Genomic DNA, 18,994 nt, shown 5'->3' on the forward strand with positions numbered 1-18,994 from the left:
CAGGTTCCCCGACCCTGCGTTGCGTCGCCTGTGGGTAGAACCACTACCCGCTGCACGACGCGCCTTGTCTCGGCAAACCTGGGGTGCCAACGCGAGCGTGTACATTGATCCGTGTTTCCTTCAGGCCCTTGAAAACGCGGGATATGTCCCTATCTCTCTTGGTGAGTCAGATGACGCCCGCAAAAGGAGGGAAAGCCATGACTATGACCCGTTACGAACCGTTCAGCCTGCTTGGTCAGTTGTCGCGCGAACTCGGTCGCATGCCGGATATGCCCGGTACCGAGGACTCCGCCGCGACCTCCGACTGGGCCCCTGCGGTGGATATCCGCGAAGAGACGGACGCCTACGTGCTGCACGCCGACATCCCTGGGGTGGACCCGAAGGATATCGAGCTGCACATGGAGAACGGCGTGCTAACCCTGCGCGGCGAGCGCCGACACGAAAGCGAGGAAGAGAAGGACGGCTACAAGCGTATCGAGCGCGTGCGCGGCAGCTTCTTCCGTCGCTTCTCGCTGCCGGATACCGCGGATGCCGACAACATCTCCGCACGCAGCGAGAATGGTGTGCTGGAGGTCCGCATCCCGAAGCAGGCCCGCGTGCAGCCGCGCCGGATCCAGATCGAGAGCTGATCCGGCTCCCCCAGCCCGGCGGGATCTCCCTGACCGGGCGCAACATGGGCGCTGCCCCGGGGGTTCCCGTGGTGGCGCCCGGTTTTTTAGGCCCCGAGGAGGCACGGTTTCGTGTCCCCCTGGGTTACAGCCGCATCCCGGCTATCATGATCGCTATGACCGCAGGCGGGATCCGGGTGTCACCCGAGGACGCAATCGTTCGAGGAACGCAATGGAATACAAGGATTACTACAAGATCCTCGGTGTGAGCCGCGACGCCAGCCAGGACGACATCAAGAAGGCCTATCGCAAGCTGGCGCGCAAGTATCACCCGGATGTCAGCAAGGATCCGAACGCCGAGACCCGCATCAAGGAGGTCAACGAGGCCTACGAGGCCCTGGGCGATCCGGAAAAGCGCAAGGCCTACGATCAGCTGGGTGCCAACTGGCGCCAGGGTCAGGATTTCCGCCCACCCCCCGGATGGGATGGCTGGGCGCAGGCCGGTGGCGCCCGTGGGGCTGCCGGTGGCGGCGCGGGCTTCTCGGACTTTTTCGACTCGATCTTCGGTGGTGGCGGCATGGGCGGCGGGCGTCGCCGGGGCGGCGGTGGCTTCAACATGCGCGGCGCCGATCGCGAGGGGCGTGTCGACATCACCCTGGATCAGGCGCTCAAGGGCACCGAGGTCTCGGTCAACGATGCCGAGGGTCGCGTGCAGCGTGTGCGCATCCCGGCGGGGGCCCGTGATGGCTCGCGCCTGCGCGTGCGCGGGCAGGGCGACCCGGGGGTTGGCAGTGGCGGGGCCGGGGACCTGCTGCTGGAGATCCGGGTCAAGCCGGACAGCCGCTATACCCTGGACGGGCGCAACCTCTATCGCGAGATCCCGATTACGCCTTGGGAGGCCGCGTTGGGTGCGACCATCGAGGTGCCCACGCCACATGGCTGGGTGAATCTGAAGGTCCCGGCCGGTTCGCAGTCCGGCAAACAGATGCGGCTTAAGGGCAAGGGTCTGCCGGGCAAGCCGCCGGGCGATCTCTACCTGAAGCTGATGGTGCAGGTGCCGTCGGAGGACGAGGCCGGTGACTGGTACCGCAAGATGGCCGCGGAGTCGTCGTTCGCCCCGCGCGCAGGGCTCGTGCCCTGATCGTCCGCACACCATTTAAGGAGCGCCCATGCGTCGGCTGATTACGTTCCTGATCCTGGTTGTGGCCCTGGCCTCGCCAGCCTCGGCCCAGCTGCCGGCTGCCGTGGATGGCCAGCCCCTGCCCTCGCTGGCACCCATGCTCGAAAGCACCATCCCCGGGGTGGTGAACATTGCCACCCGGGCGCGGGTGGTGGAGTCGGTCAGCCCGCTGTTCGACGATCCCTTCTTCCGCCGTTTCTTCGATGTCCCCGAACGTTCGCGCGAGCGGGAACGCCAGGGCCTGGGCTCCGGCGTAATCGTGGACGCCGAGGCCGGCACCATCCTGACCAACAGCCATGTGATTGCCCGTGCCGACGCCATCCTGGTCACCCTCTATGACGGCCGTCAGTACGAAGCCGAGGTGGTAGGCACCGATCCGGCCACCGATGTGGCGGTGATCCGCATCGACGCGGAGGGCTTGCAGGCAATCCCACTGGCGGACTCCGATGCCCTCCGCGTGGGCGACTTCGTGGTCGCCATCGGCAACCCCTTCGGGCTGGGCCAGACCGTGACCAGCGGCATCGTCAGCGCCCTGGGCCGCAGCGGCCTCGGCGGCGATGGCTTTGAGGACTTCATCCAGACCGACGCCTCCATCAACCCCGGCAACTCGGGCGGGGCCCTGGTCAACCTGCGGGGCGAGCTGGTCGGCATCAACACCGCAATTCTCGCCCGCGGCGGGGGCAACATCGGCATCGGCTTCGCGATCCCCGCCAACATGGCCAGCCAGATCCGCGATCACCTGTTGGCGGAGGGTCGGGTCGAGCGCGGCGCCCTGGGCGTGGAGATGCAGGACCTGACTCCGGCGCTGGCACAGGCCTTTGATCTGGACGTGTCGCAGGGGGCCGTGATCACGCGTGTGGTACGCGGCTCGGCCGCGGAACGCGCCGGACTCGCACACGGTGATGTGGTGCTAAAGGTCGATGACCAGCCTGTGCGCAGCGCCGGCGACCTGCGCAACCGGCTCGGCCTGCTGCGGGTTGGATCCGAGGTTCGTCTGGATGTGCTGCGTGACGGAGAGGAGCAGCGCATTGTTGCGCGCCTGGATCGGCCGGAGGAGCGCCGTGCCGAGGGTGCCGCGATCCATCCGCGCCTGGAGGGCGTGCGCCTGTCGGAGAGCACTGACCGCGATGGTGGCGCCCGAGTCACCGTGGTGGCGGTGGAGCCGCAATCGGCTGGCGCGCGCGTCGGTCTGCGCCCAGGCGACGTGTTGTTGGCCATCAATCGCCAGCGCATCGAACGCCTGTCGGACCTGCCGCAGCAACTGGGCGCGCACCAGACCCTGGAGCTGCAACTACGCCGTGGCAACCAGACCCTCTACCTCACCCTTAGGTAGGCGAGATCACTACCGGGAAGGGGTTTGGTGGGAGCGGGCTCGCCCGCGAATGCTCCTGGCAAAGCCGGACGCGGGCAGGGGCTTCGCGGGCAAGCCCGCTCCCACAAGAATGCTTCCATCGCGCAACCCCCATGTCTCGTCACCCCGGCTCTCCGCTTCGCTGCGGCCGGGATGACGAGGGTGTAGGGGCGTATGCGGGCGGGAATACCGGTGCCCTGATCCAACCCTTGTAGGAGCCTGCTTGCAGGCGAAGCCCCTGCCCGTGTCCGACTCTGGCAGGAGCATTCGCCTGCAAGCAGGCTCCTACAGGGGGGCGTTCAGAAGCCCGGAGTGTTCTTCTCCACCCAGCGCTGGGTGCCGTCGGTGAGGGTCTCGCGTTTCCAGAACGGGGCCTCGTGCTTGAGGCGTTCCAGGATGTCGCTGCAGGCGTCGCGGGCGGCCACGCGGTGGGCGGACCAGGTGGCCACCAGGACCAGCGCATCGCCGGGGCGTACGTCGCCCACGCGGTGGGCCACATGGCAACCCAGCAGCGGCCAGCGGGCCTCGGCCTCGGCCACGATGCGTTCCAGTTCGCGCTCGGTCATCCCCGGGTAGTGCTCCAGGAACAGGCCGGTCACGTCCACGTCTTCGTTGAAATCCCGCATGCGGCCGACAAACACGCTGGCGGCGCCGCGGGCATTTGCGGGGATGGACTGTTCGGCCTGGCGGACGACCTCCCAGGGATCGAAGTCGCCGGAATGGAGCTCCACCGTCATGCTAGCCCCCGGTGACCGGCGGGAAGTAGGCGACCTCGTCGCCATCGTGGACAGGCGTCTCCAGTGTTGCCTGCTCCTGGTTGACCGCAGCCATCAGGCGGGCCGGTGGGGCCTCATGATGCAGGTGTTGCCATAGCCCGCCGACCGTCAGGTCGTCAGCGGGCAGTTCTGCCTCTTCGCCCGGTCGGCCCAATTCTTCGCGCAGCCGCGCGAAATAGTGAACGTGTACGGTCATGCCGGCCCCTGTAAACATCGCTGCGAGTCAAGCATTATAGCCACCATGAACGAATTCACTCACTTCGATGCCGAAGGCCATGCACACATGGTCGACGTCGGCGAAAAGTCGGTCACCCATCGGGTGGCGATCGCCGAGGGCCGCATCCACATGCAGCCGGACACCCTGCAGCGGATCCGCGAAGGCCGTCATGCGAAAGGGGATGTACTGGGTATCGCCCGTGTGGCTGGCATCATGGGGGCGAAAAAGACCGGGGACCTGATCCCGCTTTGCCACCCGATCGGCCTGACGCGGGTGGCGCTGGAACTGGAGACCGAGGACACGGCCGTGCGTGCGCAGGCCACCTGCGAGGTGCACGCACAAACCGGGGTGGAGATGGAGGCGCTGACCGCCGTTTCCACCGCCCTGCTGACGGTCTATGACATGTGTAAGGCCGTGGATCGCGGCATGCGGATTGATGGAGTCCGTCTGCTGGAGAAGCGCGGGGGCCGTAGCGGCGCCTGGCGGGCCGAACCCAAAGGAGATTCCGAATGAAATGGATCAAGCGCCTGCTGGGCCTGATCGCCGTACTGATTCTGCTGGTCATCATTGTGGCCGCCTATCTGCTGATCACCTTCGATGCCAACGACTACAAGGAGCGGATCGAGGCCGAGGTGCAGGAGGCCACCGGCCGCGAACTGACCCTCTCCGGCCCGATCGGTCTGACCCTGTTCCCCAGTCTTGGGCTGCGTCTGGAGGAGGTGCGTTTCGGTAACGCCGAAGGCTTTGGAGACGAGCCTTTTGCCGAGATCGATGTGGTGGATGTGGCTGTGGCGGTGATGCCGTTGCTGCGCCGTGAGCTGGAGGTCCAGCGGGTGGAGGCTGATGGCGTGCGTCTGAACCTGGCGCGCGACGAAGAGGGCCGCAACAACTGGGACGACCTGTTGGATCAGGCGGGTGCCGCGCGGGATGATGCCGTGGGCGCGGATGACGACGAGCGCACCGAAACCGAGACGCGTCTGGCATTGCAGCGCATCGACGTGGCGGGCATCTCCCTGTCCAACACCCGGGTGCGTTGGGATGATCGTGAATCCGGCATGCAAGCCACCCTGGAGCCGTTCAACCTGCAAGTGGGCCGCTTCCGGCCGGGCATGGAGACTCGCCTGGACCTGGAGGCCCTGCTGCGGGTCGAGGGCGATGATCTGGACGAACCCATGGAGGTTGCCCTCGACCTGGGTGGGCTGCTCAACGTGGACTTGCTCAACGAGCGCTATTCCGTGCGACGGCTGAATGCGACTCTGGGGCTGGACGGTGGGGGCTTGCCCCGGGCTGTGGGCATGACGCTAGAGACCGATGTGGCATTGGAGATGGCCGATGCGATGGCTCTGCGCTTCGAGCGGCTGACGCTGGGGGTCGCCAATGTGCGGTTGACCGGTTTTGCCGAGCTCTCGGATCTGGATAGTGAAGCGCCGCAGATTCGCAGTGAAATGCGCACCAATACCTTCAACCTGAAGGAGTTGGTCGCCGAGCTGGGCATGGAGCCGCCGGAAACCAACAACCCGGATGCCCTTTCGCGGGTTGCGCTGGACTTCTCCGCCAACGGCGGTTTCCAGAATCTGACTATGGACCCGTTCCTTATTACCGTGGACGAAGCGATGCTTGGCGGTTCCGCGGGGTGGGATGGTCGAGGCGAACGCCCGCTGATTCGCTTCGATGTATCCGGCGAGAGCCTGAACCTCGATCACTACCTGCCACCGGAAGTGGAAGAGGCGCGTACGGACAACGGCAATGGTGAGCGCGATGCCGACGAGGACATCGCTATCGAACTGCCGTTGGAGGCGCTGCGCAGTATTGATGTGGACGGTAGCGCTGCGCTGGGCCGACTCGACGTGATGGGCATGGTCCTGCGCAATATTGAGCTGCAGATCAAGGCCGAGGCGGGCGATTGGAACATCGAGCCCCTGAACGCCGAGGCCTACGAAGGCGAGCTGACTAGCCGCATACGCCTGGATGCCCGCCACGACGTCCCACGCTACGAACTGGCTGCCGACCTGCAGAGCCTGGATATTGGCGCCCTGCTGGAAGACTTTCAGGGCGATGACGCGCGGCTGATGGGCATTGGCAACCTGGAGCTTGATATTGCCACCCGGGGTGAGCTCTTGAGCGACCTCAAGAGTGCCCTGAACGGCTCCGGCAATATGAGCTTCGAGGATGGTGCGGTGCGCGGCATTAATGTCGCGCAGGTCATCCGCCGAGCCGAGGCGCGCTTGCGCGGCGAGTCGCTGGAAGAGGACGAACCCAACCAGACCGATTTCAGCGAACTGACCGGCAGCTTCACTATTCGTGATGGCGTGGTCCGCAACGATGACCTCCGGGCCAACTCCCCATTGCTGCGGGTTCGCGGTGAGGGCCGGGCCGACCTGAACGACGACTCCATGGACTACCGCGTGAACACCACAGTGGTGGGCACGCTGGAGGGCCAGGGTGGGCGCGAGTTGGATGATCTGCGGGGGGTGACACTGCCGATCCGCATTACCGGTACGTTTGCCGACCCGAGTTTCCGCCTCGACCTGGAGGACGCCCTGCGCGAGCGCTATGAGGGCGAGGCGCGCGAACGCGTGCGTGAAGAACAGGAACGTGCCCGGGAGCGACTGGACGAGGAAGAACAGCGGGCCCGTGACCGTATCGAGCAGGAGTCCGACCGGATCCTGGATCGTCTGCGTAGCCGCTGATCCGTGCGGGTCCCGTGTAGCGCATGGGGCTTCGGCCCATGCCGACCATGAGCCCGTTCGCCAAGCGTCTACTGGCCTGGTTTGACGACCACGGCCGCAACGATCTCCCGTGGCAGCACCCCCGTACCCCGTATCGGGTATGGGTGTCCGAGATCATGCTTCAGCAGACCCGGGTGGAGACGGTCGTCCCTTATTTTCTCCGCTTTATGGAGCAGTTTCCGGATGTCGCCACTCTGGCTGCCGCGCCGCAGGATGCGGTGCTGCACCAGTGGTCCGGGCTTGGCTATTACGCCCGGGCTCGCAACCTGCACCGCGCCGCTCAAGTGATTGTTGCGGAACATGCGGGCATGTTTCCGGACGAGCGCGGCGCCTTGGAGCAGTTACCCGGCATTGGCCGCTCCACCGCCGCTGCGATCATCGCCCAGGCCCACGATGCACCCGAGGCCATTCTCGACGGTAACGCCAAGCGTGTGCTCGCACGCCACGCGGCGATCTCCGGCTGGCCGGGCAGCCCCGCCGTCCAGCGTGCGCTGTGGGCCGAGGCCGAGGCACGCACCCCCGCGACGCGTTGCGCAGACTACACCCAGGCGATCATGGACCTGGGCGCCTTGTGCTGCACGCGCAGCCGCCCCGCCTGCGGCGATTGCCCGGTGCGTGAGGACTGCGCCGCCGTCAGGCAGGGTCTGACCGATACGCTGCCCTCGCCACGACCACGCCGCGAACTGCCCACCCGCACGCGCTGGGCGGCCTGCCTGCGCACAGCGGAGGGAGTCGCCCTTGTGCAGCGCGAACAGGATGGCATCTGGGGTGGGCTCTACAGTCTTCCCGAGGCCGAGACACCCGAGGCGCTGGAGGACTGGGTGTTCGCTCAGTGGCCCGGCGCGACGCCGTCGGCGAATGACGACGGCCTGCAACACAGCTTCAGTCACTACCGCCTGGACCTGCGCATTCGCCCCTTCGACCTCCCTGCGGGCGCGTGTGGGATCATGGAAGGCGACAGGTTGATTTGGTATAAACCCGGCACATCACGGGCGGTCGGTATCCCGGCCCCCATCCAGCGTTATCTGCACGACGACAAGGATCCCGGCAATGGCACGAACCGTTAACTGCGTGAAGCTTGGCAAAGAGGCCGATGGCCTGGACTTCCCGCCCTATCCCGGCGAGATGGGCAAGAAGATCTACTTGAATGTCTCCAAGGAGGCCTGGCAGGCCTGGCTGGGACACCAGACCATGTTGATCAACGAATACCGCCTGACCCCGGTCGATCCCAAGGCGCGCAAGTTCCTCGAAGAGGAAATGGAAAAGTTCCTGTTCGGCGACGGTTCCGAGAAGCCGGAAGGCTTCGTCGACCCGAACGCCTCCTGATCCAGGCTTTTCTGCCGCGACCGGCCCGGCATGCTTGACGTGGCGGCGCCGGGCCGCTTTAATACCGCCCTTCGTCCGCAGGACGAATCCCTCCGAAGCATGGCCGGGTAGCTCAGTCGGTAGAGCAGGGGATTGAAAATCCCCGTGTCGGCGGTTCGATTCCGTCCCCGGCCACCATTATCTTTCCCGTGGCATCATCCTTCCCATGAGCGTTCGTCGTATTTTGCGCATGGGGCACCCCGACCTGCGTCGCGTCTGCGACCCGGTACCCGACTCGGACTTTGACAGCCCCGGGCTCTATGCCCTGGTGGACGACCTCGTCGATACCATGCACGCCAGCGAAGGCCTCGGCCTGGCTGCTGCCCAGATTGGCGTTCCGCAACGCGTGGCTGTGATCGAGATCCAGCCGGGCAATACCCGCTACCCCGGCGCCGTGCCGACCGGCCGCCTGGTCCTCGTGAACCCCGTCGTCACCGTGCTGGACCCAACCCCGCAACGCTACTGGGAAGGCTGCCTCTCCGTACCCGGCCTGCGCGGCGAAGTCGCCCGGCCGCGCCACATCGCCGTGGATTACCACGAGCCCGACGGCACGCCCCGCCACCTGGAACCCGAAGGCCTCCTCGCCACCGTGTTCCAGCACGAGATCGACCACCTCGACGGCACCCTCTTCATCGACCGCGTCACCGACACCACCCGCCTCGCCTTCCTCGACGAATACCGCGAGTTTCACGTAGAGGCATAGGGCTCACGCCCCGTGGAGGCGCGGCCAGGCGTTCCGCACTACCTCCGCACCCAGCGCATCCAGCAAAGGGTGGGCCGCCAGACCGAGCAGGCCATCGGTCAGGGGATTCTCCTCGCCGCAGCGCACGGCCAGTTCCAGATGCGTGCCGCGCGCGCTCGGCGTCAGCCGGTAGCAGCCCTCGCAGGACAACCCGGCCAGCGCGCGCCAGCCGAGCAGGCGCGGCGGGACCGCGACCAGCACCTCCACGTCGAACGTCAGCGGCACCCCCGCCACCCGCACACACCAGCGGTAGCGCTCGGGTCCAACATGGGTGATGGACTCGATGGCCTCGCTGTAGGCGGCGAACGCCTCCACCCAGGCCATCAACTCGAACACCGCCTCCGGAGCGGCGTCGATCTCCATCTCGTGGTGGATCACCGACATCGCCCGCCGCTCCAGGTTGCAGAGTCGCCGCCGGGCGGACCGGCGGACTAGCCCCGATCAATCGTGCACGATAATGCGGGAACCCGCGGCGTCGATATCCACGCGGGAGCTGGAATAGGCGCAGGCCTTCGCGATGTCCTCCAGCTCTGGCATCTCATTGAGCTCCGCCAGACGATGCAGCAGGCTGCCGCCTTCACAATCGCCCGGGACACCGTTGTCGTCCAGCGTGCAGCCGAATTCACCCTCGTTCACTGACCAGTCCATGTCGGCCGGCATCTTCAGCACCACCGGCTCCTCGTGCATCACCTGGAACTTCGCCCGCATGGCGTTCTTGCCGTCCTGCCAGTCGAGCACCGGCATGTTGTCTACGCTGCGCATGATGTGCCTCCTTCGCGATTCCGCGAGGTTGCAACGCATTTCGCCGGGCCGTTTACTGCCCCGTCCTTTGGACGCTAGACCCCGTCCTTGCAGCGGTCAAAGGTTACCCCGGTGGCGTTGGGGAAGGAGCTGTGCGGCCGCTCATCAACGGCATGGTGGAATACTTCAGGCACGCCTATCGCGGGGCAAAAGGCAAGGTCTGACCCCGTGGTCCTCGGTCCCCAAAACGGCGGTTACAGGGAGTAACACAGGCCGCCGTGGCCCCATTGTCCTTCCCAAAACGCTTCGGTGGGACATGGAGCCGGCTGCGAGGCCATTAATCAGTGTTTACTTAGACAACCGGCGGGGCCACGTACACGGCCAGACCCAGTCCACGCGACGCAAAACACGTCCTGTGCTATACAGAATCTGTATACCACCAATATTCCAGGTCCTGTCTAATACACTGTTAAATCGAAGACAGCTTCCGGGGGGGGGCAAAGGATATGAAAGAGCCATTGGCATACACGACAACCATTATGTCGTGGAACTTCCTCCTCTCGTCTTTTGGAAGGGCGAAGGTAGCTGGCGATGCAAATGGCAAGTTAGATCTGAACTCGGAATCGCCGTCCTCGATTGTTCTTTGTTGTATTTCAATAGAAGAATTCTGTAATGAGATATCTTCTTTATCTCGTGCGTTTTGCTTTGACCAAGAAAGAGAACCCAAGCTGTCAGAGGAGGAGCGCGCAGGCATCACACAGGAGAAGTTGAACAAGCTGTGTGCTGTGAGTCAGGACTCTAAAGGTTCATTTTATGACCGTTATAAACAAGTCATCCGGCTACTGGGTGAGAATAACCCCGGATTCATGGATAACTTGGTTCATCTGCGAGATCTCAGAGACTCGCTGGTCCATTTTCGGTCGTGTGATGTTCCGATCACGCAAGGAAATGACGGGGTCATCCGATATGCACAGAATCCCCCAGCCGTCCTCCATGCACTTAAAAATAAGAGAGTATCGGGAAAACCTGTCGTTGCGCCAAGAAAAGACGACGAGTGGGCGCTAAGAATATCAACTAGCGCAATGGCTATTTGGGCACTTCACCTGACATGCCAGGCTATCTTATATGTCCTAGATTCGTTTCCGGATGGTAGTTTCCGGAAGTTCGTTATCGAAACGTATAGACCTCAAGACAAAAGTTATAGGGATCTCTACTCAAAGGCAAAAGACGACATAGCCGAGTGGGAGCAAGAGGTTCTTTCGTGAAACACCCATAAGATTTAACCAGGCCATGCAGCCGACGCTCGTACCTCGCGCGGCTGATGGCAGGCGTTAACCGGCCGGGAACTACAGGTATGTCCGGATGTGATCGATACGACGATATAAGCCTGCAGGGAAGGGTTAATGGGCAACACCTGCTCCCTGTTGTCCGGTGGGCGCGCCCTGCGTGGGGCCTTTGCCAGTTGGGTTCGTTCGGCGGTGAGGAGGAGCGGCGCGGTGGCGAGATCAAGGCGAGCGCGGCGGAGGCCTCACCGTACCGAGCTGCCGCTGGACGCCAAATTCCAGGGCGGGGCGGGGTACCGCTATGGTGGTTTCGGCGGACGGCGGATCAGGCGCGCGCGTTCCGCCTGCGGGCAAAAGGGTGGTGATGACGGCAGGGATTTTGTGCGGGAGCGGTGAGTACTCCAAGCCTGAGGGTCGTATGCCGGACATAGGTATGAATTCCATCATCCGGCGGATGCGGCGTCGATACGGTGATTCGTAAGGGCACGCCCGACCCTCGGTCGTTGCCACTCCCGGAACAGAACAGCTACAGTGAACCATCCGCTAGGGGGGCGCATGACACTGTTTCCGTACTGGCAAGGGGACTTGGTGCTGCCGCCATTACCTGAGCGGAAGACCAGAATCGGCGGCAACCTGATTTGCCAACGCCCGTTTCGTGGCGCCCGGTGTCGCGCGAAAATTGAGTCTTCGCAATATAAGGGCCACTATCTGATTAGGACTGGCCTGCCCGCTCCTTACGACCAGATTCTCATGCGTCAGAAAGGCGCCCGCCGGGTCGCTTCGACACTGCCGGTGCTGAATGCCGGGCAGCTGTCTAGCCTCGACAATCTGACGGACAGGACGGTGCTTTTCTGGGACAGTCTGGGCGACCTTGAGGCCTACGCCGTGACCCCTGAACGGGTTCTTGCGCTATGGCGCCACAAATTCACGTTCCGCGTCGAAAATGAGGAAGAGCAGGAACCGGGGCTGCGCATGCCGCAGGTCGGCGCGCTACACGCGATTTCAGCGCATTTTGCCGTTGGCGAGCAGTTTGAACCCGCCACAGTCGTCCTGCCGACCGGGACCGGCAAGACAGAAACCATGCTCGCCACGCAGGTCTATCGGCAATTGCGTCGTACCCTTGTGCTTGTGCCGTCAGACGCCCTCAGGACCCAGATATTCGACAAGTTCGTGACACTCGGCGTGCTGCCCGATGCGGGCGTTGTCCCCCGGGAACTCGCCGGTCCGCATGTCGCAAAGATCACTACGGGCCTGCGATCGATCGAGGAGTGCCGCTCGCTCGTCGAAAAGGTCAACGTGATTGTGGCGCTGCCGGATAGCCTGCACAGCTTTGAGCCCGAAGCTCTCGCCTACCTGCTCGACCAGTGCAGCGACATCATCGTCGACGAGGCCCACCACGTCACGGCCTCGACATGGGCGGCGGTGCGGGACAGGTTCATCGATAAGCGGATTCTGCAATTCACCGCGACACCGTTTCGCCGGGACCGCAAGCGCGTCGATGGCAAGATCGTCTTCAACTACAAGCTCGGTGACGCCCAGAAGGCGGGCTATTACCGGCGCATCAACCTCCGAACGGTCGAAGAGTATGGCTATGAATCGGCCCGGGATCGCGCCATCGCCGAGCAAGCCGTCGCCGTCCTGAGAAAAGACCGCGACGAGCTGGGCTTTGATCACTTGCTTATGGCCCGCACCCGGAACAGGGATCGGGCTGATGTCGTGTGGGCCTTGTACCAAGAGCTGGCCGCGGAGCTTCACCCTGTCATCGTCTATTCCGGCCCCGGGCGGCGGAAGACCAATGCGGCAGCGCTGGAGAAAGTACTGGACCGCAGCGCGGCCGGCGCCCGCATCGTTGTCTGCGTCGACATGCTCGGAGAAGGGTTCGATCTTCCCAACCTAAAGATCGCCGCCCTGCACGATACGCACAAGTCGCTGGCGGTCACGCTCCAGTTCATCGGGCGGTTCACGCGCAAGGGGGCCACCGGCGCGATCGGTGAAGCGACCGTCGTGGCCAATATCGCGGACCCCGAAGCGGAAGCCAAACTGGCCGCTCTGTATGCCGAGGGTGCGGACTGGGACGTGCTCATCAAGCGGCTCAGCGAAGAGCGCATTCACGAGGAGCTGCGCCTTCAGGATGTCGTGATGGGCCTGAAGGAGCGGGGCAATCTCCATGACCAACTGTCGCTCTGGAATCTCCGACCGGCGTTGTCGACACAGATATTCCGCACAAAGTGCACGGGATGGTCGCCGCTCAACTACGCCGAGGTTCTACCAGGCGGCGCCGAGAGCTGGTATGCCCTCGACGAGGAGAACAACCTGCTCGTCGCGGTCATTCATCGCACCTCGACCGTGGATTGGGGCAACTACCAGAATCTGGAGAACTCCGTTTACGAACTCCTTCTTGCCCGATGGGATAAGGCCGCCGGCGCGCTCTTCATCTATGCGAGCGATTATCAGGGTCTGCGCACGGAGCGGATGGCTCGTGCGATCACCTCCGATGAGACGGAAATCCTCAGCGGCCCGGCGGTATTTCGCATTCTCAACAATGTCGAGATGCCGCTCGTCAAAAGCATGGGATCGTCGCGCATCGGAGCAATAAGCTTCACATCTTATTTCGGGCCAAACGTGACCGAGGGGCTGGCGGATATCGAGAAGCGGGAAGCGCAGCTGAACAATATCGCCTGTCTTGGCTACGAGGATGGCGAACGCGTCCTGTGGGGCGGGACGCAGCGCAAAGGGAAAATCTGGCAACAGAAAGCAGGGACGATCTCCACATGGATGGAATGGTGCGGGCGCACCTGGGCGAAGGTTGCTTCGGACGTTGAGCTGGACTCAAACATCACCCGGGATTTCCTGCGGCCTCAAAAGCTTGCCGCGTCCTACGAGGAATATCCGGTCGCGGTTCAGTGGGGCGAGCAGGCGCAGATGAGGTTCAGTGACAGGCAGTTCATGCTGTTTGAGGACACGGAAGTCCCGGTTTTCCTGGTCGATCTTGGCATCGGTTCTGTGCGTGAGGACGGCTCGATCGATATCGACATCACAACAGACGGACTCCAGTCGACTTACCGACTTCGTATTTCGGAGGACCTGCCTGGCGGATACAGCCACGAGTGGGTCTCCGGTCCCCGGCTGAAATTCGCGAAGGCCAATGCAGAAGCCGTGCCGCTGGAAGAATATCTCGTCACTGATCCCTTCATCGTCCGCTATGCCGACGGCACGCATTCTTATAACTGCTACCACATACCCATACTGCTTGAAGCCGGAACGTATCCGAAAGAGTCGCTGGAGGCCTGGGACTGGGCAGGCATTCCCCTAAATAGGGAATCGATGAACAGGACCGGCGACCAAGATACGATCCAGTATCGCGCCTTCCAGCACATCGAGGACGAGTTCGATCTGATCTTTAACGATGACGGGCATGGAGAAGCCGCCGACCTTGTGGCCTTGAAGGACACTGGGGACCGCATCAGACTATGTCTTATCCACTGCAAGAACGCGCATGGCGGCCGGATTTCCGCGGACATCCGCAATTTCTACACGCTGTGCGGCCAAGCTCAGAAGAGCATGGCGGTCAAGCACGGAGGCTTGCCCCGGCTTTATGTCGATCTAAAGCGGCGCCATGAGACATGGTCGCAGCAGGGTGCGTCGCGCTTCCTAAAAGGCGACATGAAGCTGCTGTCCTACTTCAAGGAAAAAGCCCGTCGTTCACAGGTGGATTTCGAGGTCGTGCTTGTCCAGCCAGGGGCGACTGTCGATACGGTGACCCCGGACATATTGCGGCTGCTGGCCACGACGGAGCTGTTCCTGACCAAGACGACGCAGGCACAGTTTCGGGTGGTGGTTTCGGGCGTCTAGCGTCGAAAGTCGGAGATTCGTTCACAAAACTCTGGATGCTGGCAAAGATCTCATCGGCGGTCTTCGACCAGACGAATGGTTTCCGGCCGGCATTGCGGGTGGTTAAAAGAGGGTGTCGACTTCCCGCGTGGGAAACCGCTTCGCTCCTGAACTACCCAGTGTTTCCGTAGGGGATCATGGGGTCTGCGGGGATCATGGGGTCAGACCTTGCCTTTTGCCCGTTCGCCGGCCTGCTCTTAGAAGGGCGTTGCTCAATGCCCGCAGTCTATGCAGCTGTGCGATCGGACTTGCTAGCCTGGTCGGAAAGAACAGGACCCTTTGCTTGTGATGGAAGATGCACTTGAGCGTGACGCTCGAATTCGGAATGCAGCGTTCCAGCACCTGAAGACTCTTCTCGTCACGGACCAGGTCGTGGATCACTACGCACTAGCACAAGGTTTTCCCTTTGAGGGAGCGGTGATCCGCTTCCTATCCCAAGCGGAGGGGATCTTCAAGCCCAAAGAAATGCGCTGGCCATTGTCGGTGAAGACGGTGGTACCTAAGAAGGGGCGGGATGTTTGGTATCGAGATCAGCTATCGGCTCACCAAGAGGTCTTAACCAGCAGCGAGACTGTCCGATACGCCTTTAAGGGTGAAGACCCGAATGCGAAGCCAAACCAAGGCCTCCGTGAGGTGATGGAGTTGCAACTTCCCATTACTTATTTCCTTGGGGTTGCACCCGCTAGATATCAACCGATCTTTCCAGCGTACGTGGTTGATTGGGACTCATACCACAAAGAGGTGCGGATCGCCTTTCTGCCGGAGGATCAGGGAACACCGGGCGTGCGCGATATTGAAGTCGAAAGGCGGTATGGCCTTCAAGAAGTACAGGTAAGACTCCACCAAACTCGCTTCCGGGAGGCGGTACTCGGAGCATACAAAGGAAAGTGTGCTTTGACAGGTTTGCCTGTCCCGAGACTGCTAGATGCGGCCCACATCGTGCCCGATAAGGATCAGGTCCATGGCCAACCAGAAGTCGAAAATGGTTTGGCCCTGACAAAGCTTCACCACGCAGCCTTTGATGCCTATCTAATCGGGATCGACCAAGACCTTCGAGTGCATATTTCTAGTGTCTTGAAAATGAAAAACGATGGCCCAGCGTTGGAAGCACTCAAGCAGCTTGAAGGAGCCCGCCTGACGCAGCCTGATGACGCCCGTGATGCACCGGATCGGGACCGCCTGAAGTATCGCTTCGAGTGCTTCTTGGAGCGGGCATAGAATTCATGCGTAACTCCCGCCACAGGCCGAATCTCGGCGCAGGGACCTCTGCAAACATCGTCTAAGCCGATGCTGTAGCTCGGCTCCTTGCGGTCTTCTGTTCCCAGGCGAGGGCGTGGCGGACGATGAGGTCGAGGTCGTCGTATTGCGGGTGCCAGTCGAGGATCTGGCGGATGCGGTCGGCGTTGGCCATCAGCGCCGGGGGATCGCCCGCGCGGCGATCGCCGTAGTCCACGGGGAAGTCGACGCCGCTGGCGCGCTTCACGGCATCCAGGGCTTCGCGCACGCTGTAGGCGTGGCCGTAGCCGCAGTTGAGTACCTCCGAAGTGCCGCCGCGTTCGAGGTAGTCGAGTGCGCGGATATGAGCGGAGGCGAGATCTTCGACGTGGATATAGTCGCGCTCGCAGGTGCCGTCGCGGGTGTCGTAGTCGGTCCCGAATACGGTGATGCCGTCGCGCTGGCCGGTGGCGGCCTGGCAGGCGACCTTGATCAGGTGGGTGGCGTCGGGGAAGGACTGTCCGATGCGGCCTTCAGGATCGGCGCCGGCAACGTTGAAGTAGCGCAGGCTGACGTAGCGCAGGTCAGAGGCGGCGCCCAGGTCCATCAGCATGCGCTCGGACATCATTTTGGACGCGCCGTAGGGGTTGATCGGCTGTAGCGGTGCGTCTTCCGCGACCGCAGCCGTGTCGGGGATGCCGTAGACCGCAGCGGTGGAAGAGAACACAAAGTAGCGCACGCCGGTGTCGGCGCAAGCCTGCAACAGGTTGAAGGTATTGCGGGTGTTGTTGCCGTAGTACTTGAGCGGGTCGGTGACCGACTCGGGCACGACGATATGCGCGGCGAAGTGGAGCACGCCGTCGAATCCGCGCTCAAGGACTTCGCGCAGGCGGGTTGTGTCGGCCAGGTCGGCGACTACCAATTCGGCATCGCCAATGGCCCAACGGTGCCCGGTGGAGAGATTGTCGTACACCGTGACGGCATGTCCTGCGCCACGTAATTGTTGCACCACGTGGCTACCGATATAGCCGGCGCCGCCTGTTACCAGCAGTTTCATCCGTCGCCCCCGGGCGGTTTGGGTGGATGCTGGCGGACTGCGTCAGTCCCGTGTCGACGGGTGACCCCCATACTGCCAGCGATACCACAGAATACCGAGGTACTCGTGCATGGCGAGCCAGCTGGTGCGCATGGCGTTAGCCTGGGGTTTGAGGGCGCCTAACGAGAGTGTCGCGTCATGGGCCACAAAGGCACCCGTCGGGGCGGGTATCACCTCAAGGCCCGTGCGTTCGAATGCTGCACTGGCGCGTGGCAGGTGGTGCGCATGGGTGACCAGGAGAACGCGTTGCAGTCCGTGTTCCTGCAGCATTGCGGCCGAGTGACGGGCATTGCCCTCCGTGTCTCGCGCGAGTGGCTCCTGCCAGATCGAGTTGACCCCGAATTGCTCCAGCACCTCAGCCATCCATCGGGCCTCCGGTTCACGGTTTTTGGCGGCACCGCCAGTGGCCAGCACTGGGAGTCCTGTTTGTTGATGCAACGCCGCCGCGTAGCGCAGGCGAACCAGTGCGAGATCGTTGACGGTCTCGCCGGAGAATTCCACCGCCCCGCTACGGTAGCCGGCACCGAGTACGACGATGGCCTCGGCGCGTTCCAATGCCTCGCTATCCGGGGGCTGGTAGGGGCCTTGCAGGGGCGCCATCAGTGCGTAGCTGACCGGGGGCAGGCTCAGGGCATACAGCACCAGCAACCCCGCCACCAGAAGCACTTTCCCAACGAGGGTGCGATGGAGCATCAGCCCGAGCAGGGCCAGCAGTAACGGGCCACTCGGCGGTAGAAGCCAGTCGGCGAGGGCGCGAAGCGAGAAGATTTCCAATGCGTTCACCGTGGTGGAAGCCGGTTACCATTGCCGTTGTGCGTAACGCCAGCGTTAGTCCGTTGCAAGGTCGAAAGTGAGACTTGCGTGGATTCCTTTCGCGTGCCGGGCCTACCATCAGTTTGATTGTGGAATCCGGTTGTTTCCGGTGAAGCGTAGCCCATCTGCCGACCTCTAGGCGTTGGTTGGGGCGTCGTGGTCCGGTCGGGTGAAGCCTCCAGTTCAACGCCAGAATCTCCAAGGGGGAATCGCGATGTCCCTGATGCACGCTCCAAAGGTCGGGCCGAAGATCGGTTTTGGTTTTGCCATTCTTGCACCGTTTCTGTTCCTCGCTGGCTGTGCCACGACGGATCACCCGGATGCGCCGACCTCGGTAGAGCGTACGGTGATCGAGCAGTACATCATCGGTCCGGGCGATTCCCTGCAAATATCGGTACGTGGCAACCCGGATCTCTCCACCGGGGTGGCGGTCCGCCCTGATGGGCAGATCACCACGCCCCTGGTCGAGGATGTCCAGGCTAGCGGCCAGACCCCGACCCAATTGGCGCGGGAGATGGAAGAGCATCTCTCTCGCTTTCTACGCGATCCCATTGTGACCGTGATGGTTACCGGTTTTGCCGGACCCTATGATCGTCAGATCCGAGTCATTGGGCAGGCTGCCGAGCCGCAGGCTCTGCAATACCGCGAAGATATGAGCGTGATGGACGTGATGATTGCGGTGGGCGGGATTACTGATTTCGCCGCGGGTAACCGTGCCGTCATCGTTCGCAACGAAAATGGTGAGCGCAAGCAGTATCGGGTGCGACTCGACGACCTTGTCAATGGCGGCGATATCTCCGCCAATATCGACATGGTGCCGGGTGACACGCTTATTATTCCCGAAAGGCGTTTCTAAAGCGCTCCTGATGAGCCCGTCATCCACATTGAACAGGATTGGCGGGTCTCCGGTAGGCGTTGGCTTTGAAGGGTCGATCAGCCCTGGGGGCCCTGGGAATTATGGGGCCGCCCGACCTTTGCGGATGGATA

Annotated in this window: 17 protein-coding genes and 1 tRNA gene; 12 read left to right on the plus strand and 6 right to left on the minus strand. The window is 62.8% G+C overall.

All coding sequences use genetic code 11. The annotated features are described in order from the left end of the window. The first annotated feature begins 197 nt into the window (after nt 1-197). From D002_RS0107075 to D002_RS0107085, 3 genes are all read left to right on the plus strand, one after another. Complete coding sequence (locus tag D002_RS0107075) at nt 198-629, plus strand: Hsp20/alpha crystallin family protein (RefSeq protein WP_018141215.1); 432 nt, start codon at nt 198-200, stop codon at nt 627-629. Between the two features lie 211 nt (nt 630-840). Further along, a complete protein-coding gene (locus D002_RS0107080; RefSeq protein WP_018141216.1) occupies nt 841-1,749 on the plus strand; it encodes a DnaJ C-terminal domain-containing protein in 909 nt (302 codons plus the stop codon). Between the two features lie 28 nt (nt 1,750-1,777). After that, entirely contained in the window at nt 1,778-3,121 is a 1,344-nt protein-coding gene (locus tag D002_RS0107085) for a DegQ family serine endoprotease (RefSeq protein WP_018141217.1), read from the plus strand. Nucleotides 3,122-3,438: 317 nt separating this feature from the next. Here D002_RS0107085 and D002_RS0107090 read toward each other — a convergent pair whose 3' ends face one another. Both D002_RS0107090 and moaD read right to left on the minus strand, forming a co-directional pair. Then, on the minus strand, nt 3,439-3,876 hold the full coding sequence (locus D002_RS0107090) for a molybdenum cofactor biosynthesis protein MoaE (RefSeq protein ID WP_018141218.1): 438 nt from the start codon (nt 3,874-3,876) through the stop codon (nt 3,439-3,441). A gap of 1 nt (nt 3,877) precedes the next feature. Then, a complete protein-coding gene (moaD, locus tag D002_RS0107095) occupies nt 3,878-4,111 on the minus strand; it encodes a molybdopterin converting factor subunit 1 (RefSeq protein WP_018141219.1) in 234 nt (77 codons plus the stop codon). Between the two features lie 45 nt (nt 4,112-4,156). Between moaD and moaC the strand changes: the two genes are divergently transcribed. The 6 genes from moaC to def all read left to right on the plus strand — a co-directional run bounded on the left by moaC (nt 4,157) and on the right by def (nt 8,929). Beyond that, on the plus strand, nt 4,157-4,645 hold the full coding sequence (gene moaC / locus D002_RS0107100; protein WP_018141220.1) for a cyclic pyranopterin monophosphate synthase MoaC: 489 nt from the start codon (nt 4,157-4,159) through the stop codon (nt 4,643-4,645). Then, a complete protein-coding gene (locus D002_RS0107105) occupies nt 4,642-6,822 on the plus strand; it encodes an AsmA family protein (protein WP_018141221.1) in 2,181 nt (726 codons plus the stop codon). The genes moaC and D002_RS0107105 overlap by 4 nt, the downstream gene beginning before the upstream one ends. A 47-nt stretch (nt 6,823-6,869) precedes the next feature. Continuing rightward, nucleotides 6,870-7,928 carry an A/G-specific adenine glycosylase gene (mutY, locus tag D002_RS0107110; protein WP_026181580.1) on the plus strand — a complete coding sequence of 353 codons (1,059 nt, stop codon included), beginning with the start codon at nt 6,870-6,872 and terminating at the stop codon, nt 7,926-7,928. After that, nucleotides 7,912-8,187, plus strand: a complete 276-nt coding sequence (locus tag D002_RS0107115; protein ID WP_018141223.1) for an oxidative damage protection protein — start codon at nt 7,912-7,914, stop codon at nt 8,185-8,187. Before mutY ends, D002_RS0107115 begins: the two co-directional genes overlap by 17 nt. Before the next feature lie 101 nt (nt 8,188-8,288). Further along, nucleotides 8,289-8,364 (plus strand) — tRNA-Phe (locus tag D002_RS0107120). 28 nt (nt 8,365-8,392) lie between these two features. Beyond that, entirely contained in the window at nt 8,393-8,929 is a 537-nt protein-coding gene (gene def, locus D002_RS0107125) for a peptide deformylase (protein ID WP_026181581.1), read from the plus strand. 3 nt (nt 8,930-8,932) lie between these two features. Here the strand turns inward: def and D002_RS0107130 are convergent, their stop codons facing one another. Beyond that, nucleotides 8,933-9,352 (minus strand): SRPBCC family protein, encoded by a 420-nt coding sequence (locus tag D002_RS0107130; RefSeq protein WP_018141225.1) that lies wholly within the window; start codon nt 9,350-9,352, stop codon nt 8,933-8,935. Nucleotides 9,353-9,409: 57 nt separating this feature from the next. Beyond that, complete coding sequence (locus D002_RS0107135; RefSeq protein ID WP_018141226.1) at nt 9,410-9,730, minus strand: hypothetical protein; 321 nt, start codon at nt 9,728-9,730, stop codon at nt 9,410-9,412. Between the two features lie 1,817 nt (nt 9,731-11,547). On the opposite strand from D002_RS0107135, the gene D002_RS0107145 reads away from it, so the two are divergent. Both D002_RS0107145 and D002_RS0107150 read left to right on the plus strand, forming a co-directional pair. Continuing rightward, nucleotides 11,548-14,844: a DEAD/DEAH box helicase gene (locus D002_RS0107145; RefSeq protein ID WP_018141228.1), complete on the plus strand. Its 3,297-nt coding sequence runs from the start codon at nt 11,548-11,550 to the stop codon at nt 14,842-14,844. Nucleotides 14,845-15,171: 327 nt separating this feature from the next. Further along, complete coding sequence (locus tag D002_RS0107150) at nt 15,172-16,101, plus strand: HNH endonuclease (RefSeq protein WP_018141229.1); 930 nt, start codon at nt 15,172-15,174, stop codon at nt 16,099-16,101. A 61-nt stretch (nt 16,102-16,162) separates the two neighbouring features. Here the strand turns inward: D002_RS0107150 and galE are convergent, their stop codons facing one another. Both galE and D002_RS0107160 read right to left on the minus strand, forming a co-directional pair. Further along, nucleotides 16,163-17,155 (minus strand): UDP-glucose 4-epimerase GalE, encoded by a 993-nt coding sequence (galE, locus tag D002_RS0107155; RefSeq protein ID WP_018141230.1) that lies wholly within the window; start codon nt 17,153-17,155, stop codon nt 16,163-16,165. A 42-nt stretch (nt 17,156-17,197) separates the two neighbouring features. After that, nucleotides 17,198-17,968: a YdcF family protein gene (locus D002_RS0107160; RefSeq protein ID WP_026181582.1), complete on the minus strand. Its 771-nt coding sequence runs from the start codon at nt 17,966-17,968 to the stop codon at nt 17,198-17,200. Between the two features lie 253 nt (nt 17,969-18,221). On the opposite strand from D002_RS0107160, the gene D002_RS0107165 reads away from it, so the two are divergent. Next, nucleotides 18,222-18,863: an XrtA/PEP-CTERM system exopolysaccharide export protein gene (locus D002_RS0107165; protein ID WP_018141232.1), complete on the plus strand. Its 642-nt coding sequence runs from the start codon at nt 18,222-18,224 to the stop codon at nt 18,861-18,863. Nucleotides 18,864-18,994 lie beyond the last annotated feature (131 nt).

The organism is Thioalkalivibrio sp. ALJ7, from assembly GCF_000376865.1.
Taxonomy (GTDB): Bacteria; Pseudomonadota; Gammaproteobacteria; order Ectothiorhodospirales; family Ectothiorhodospiraceae; genus Thioalkalivibrio.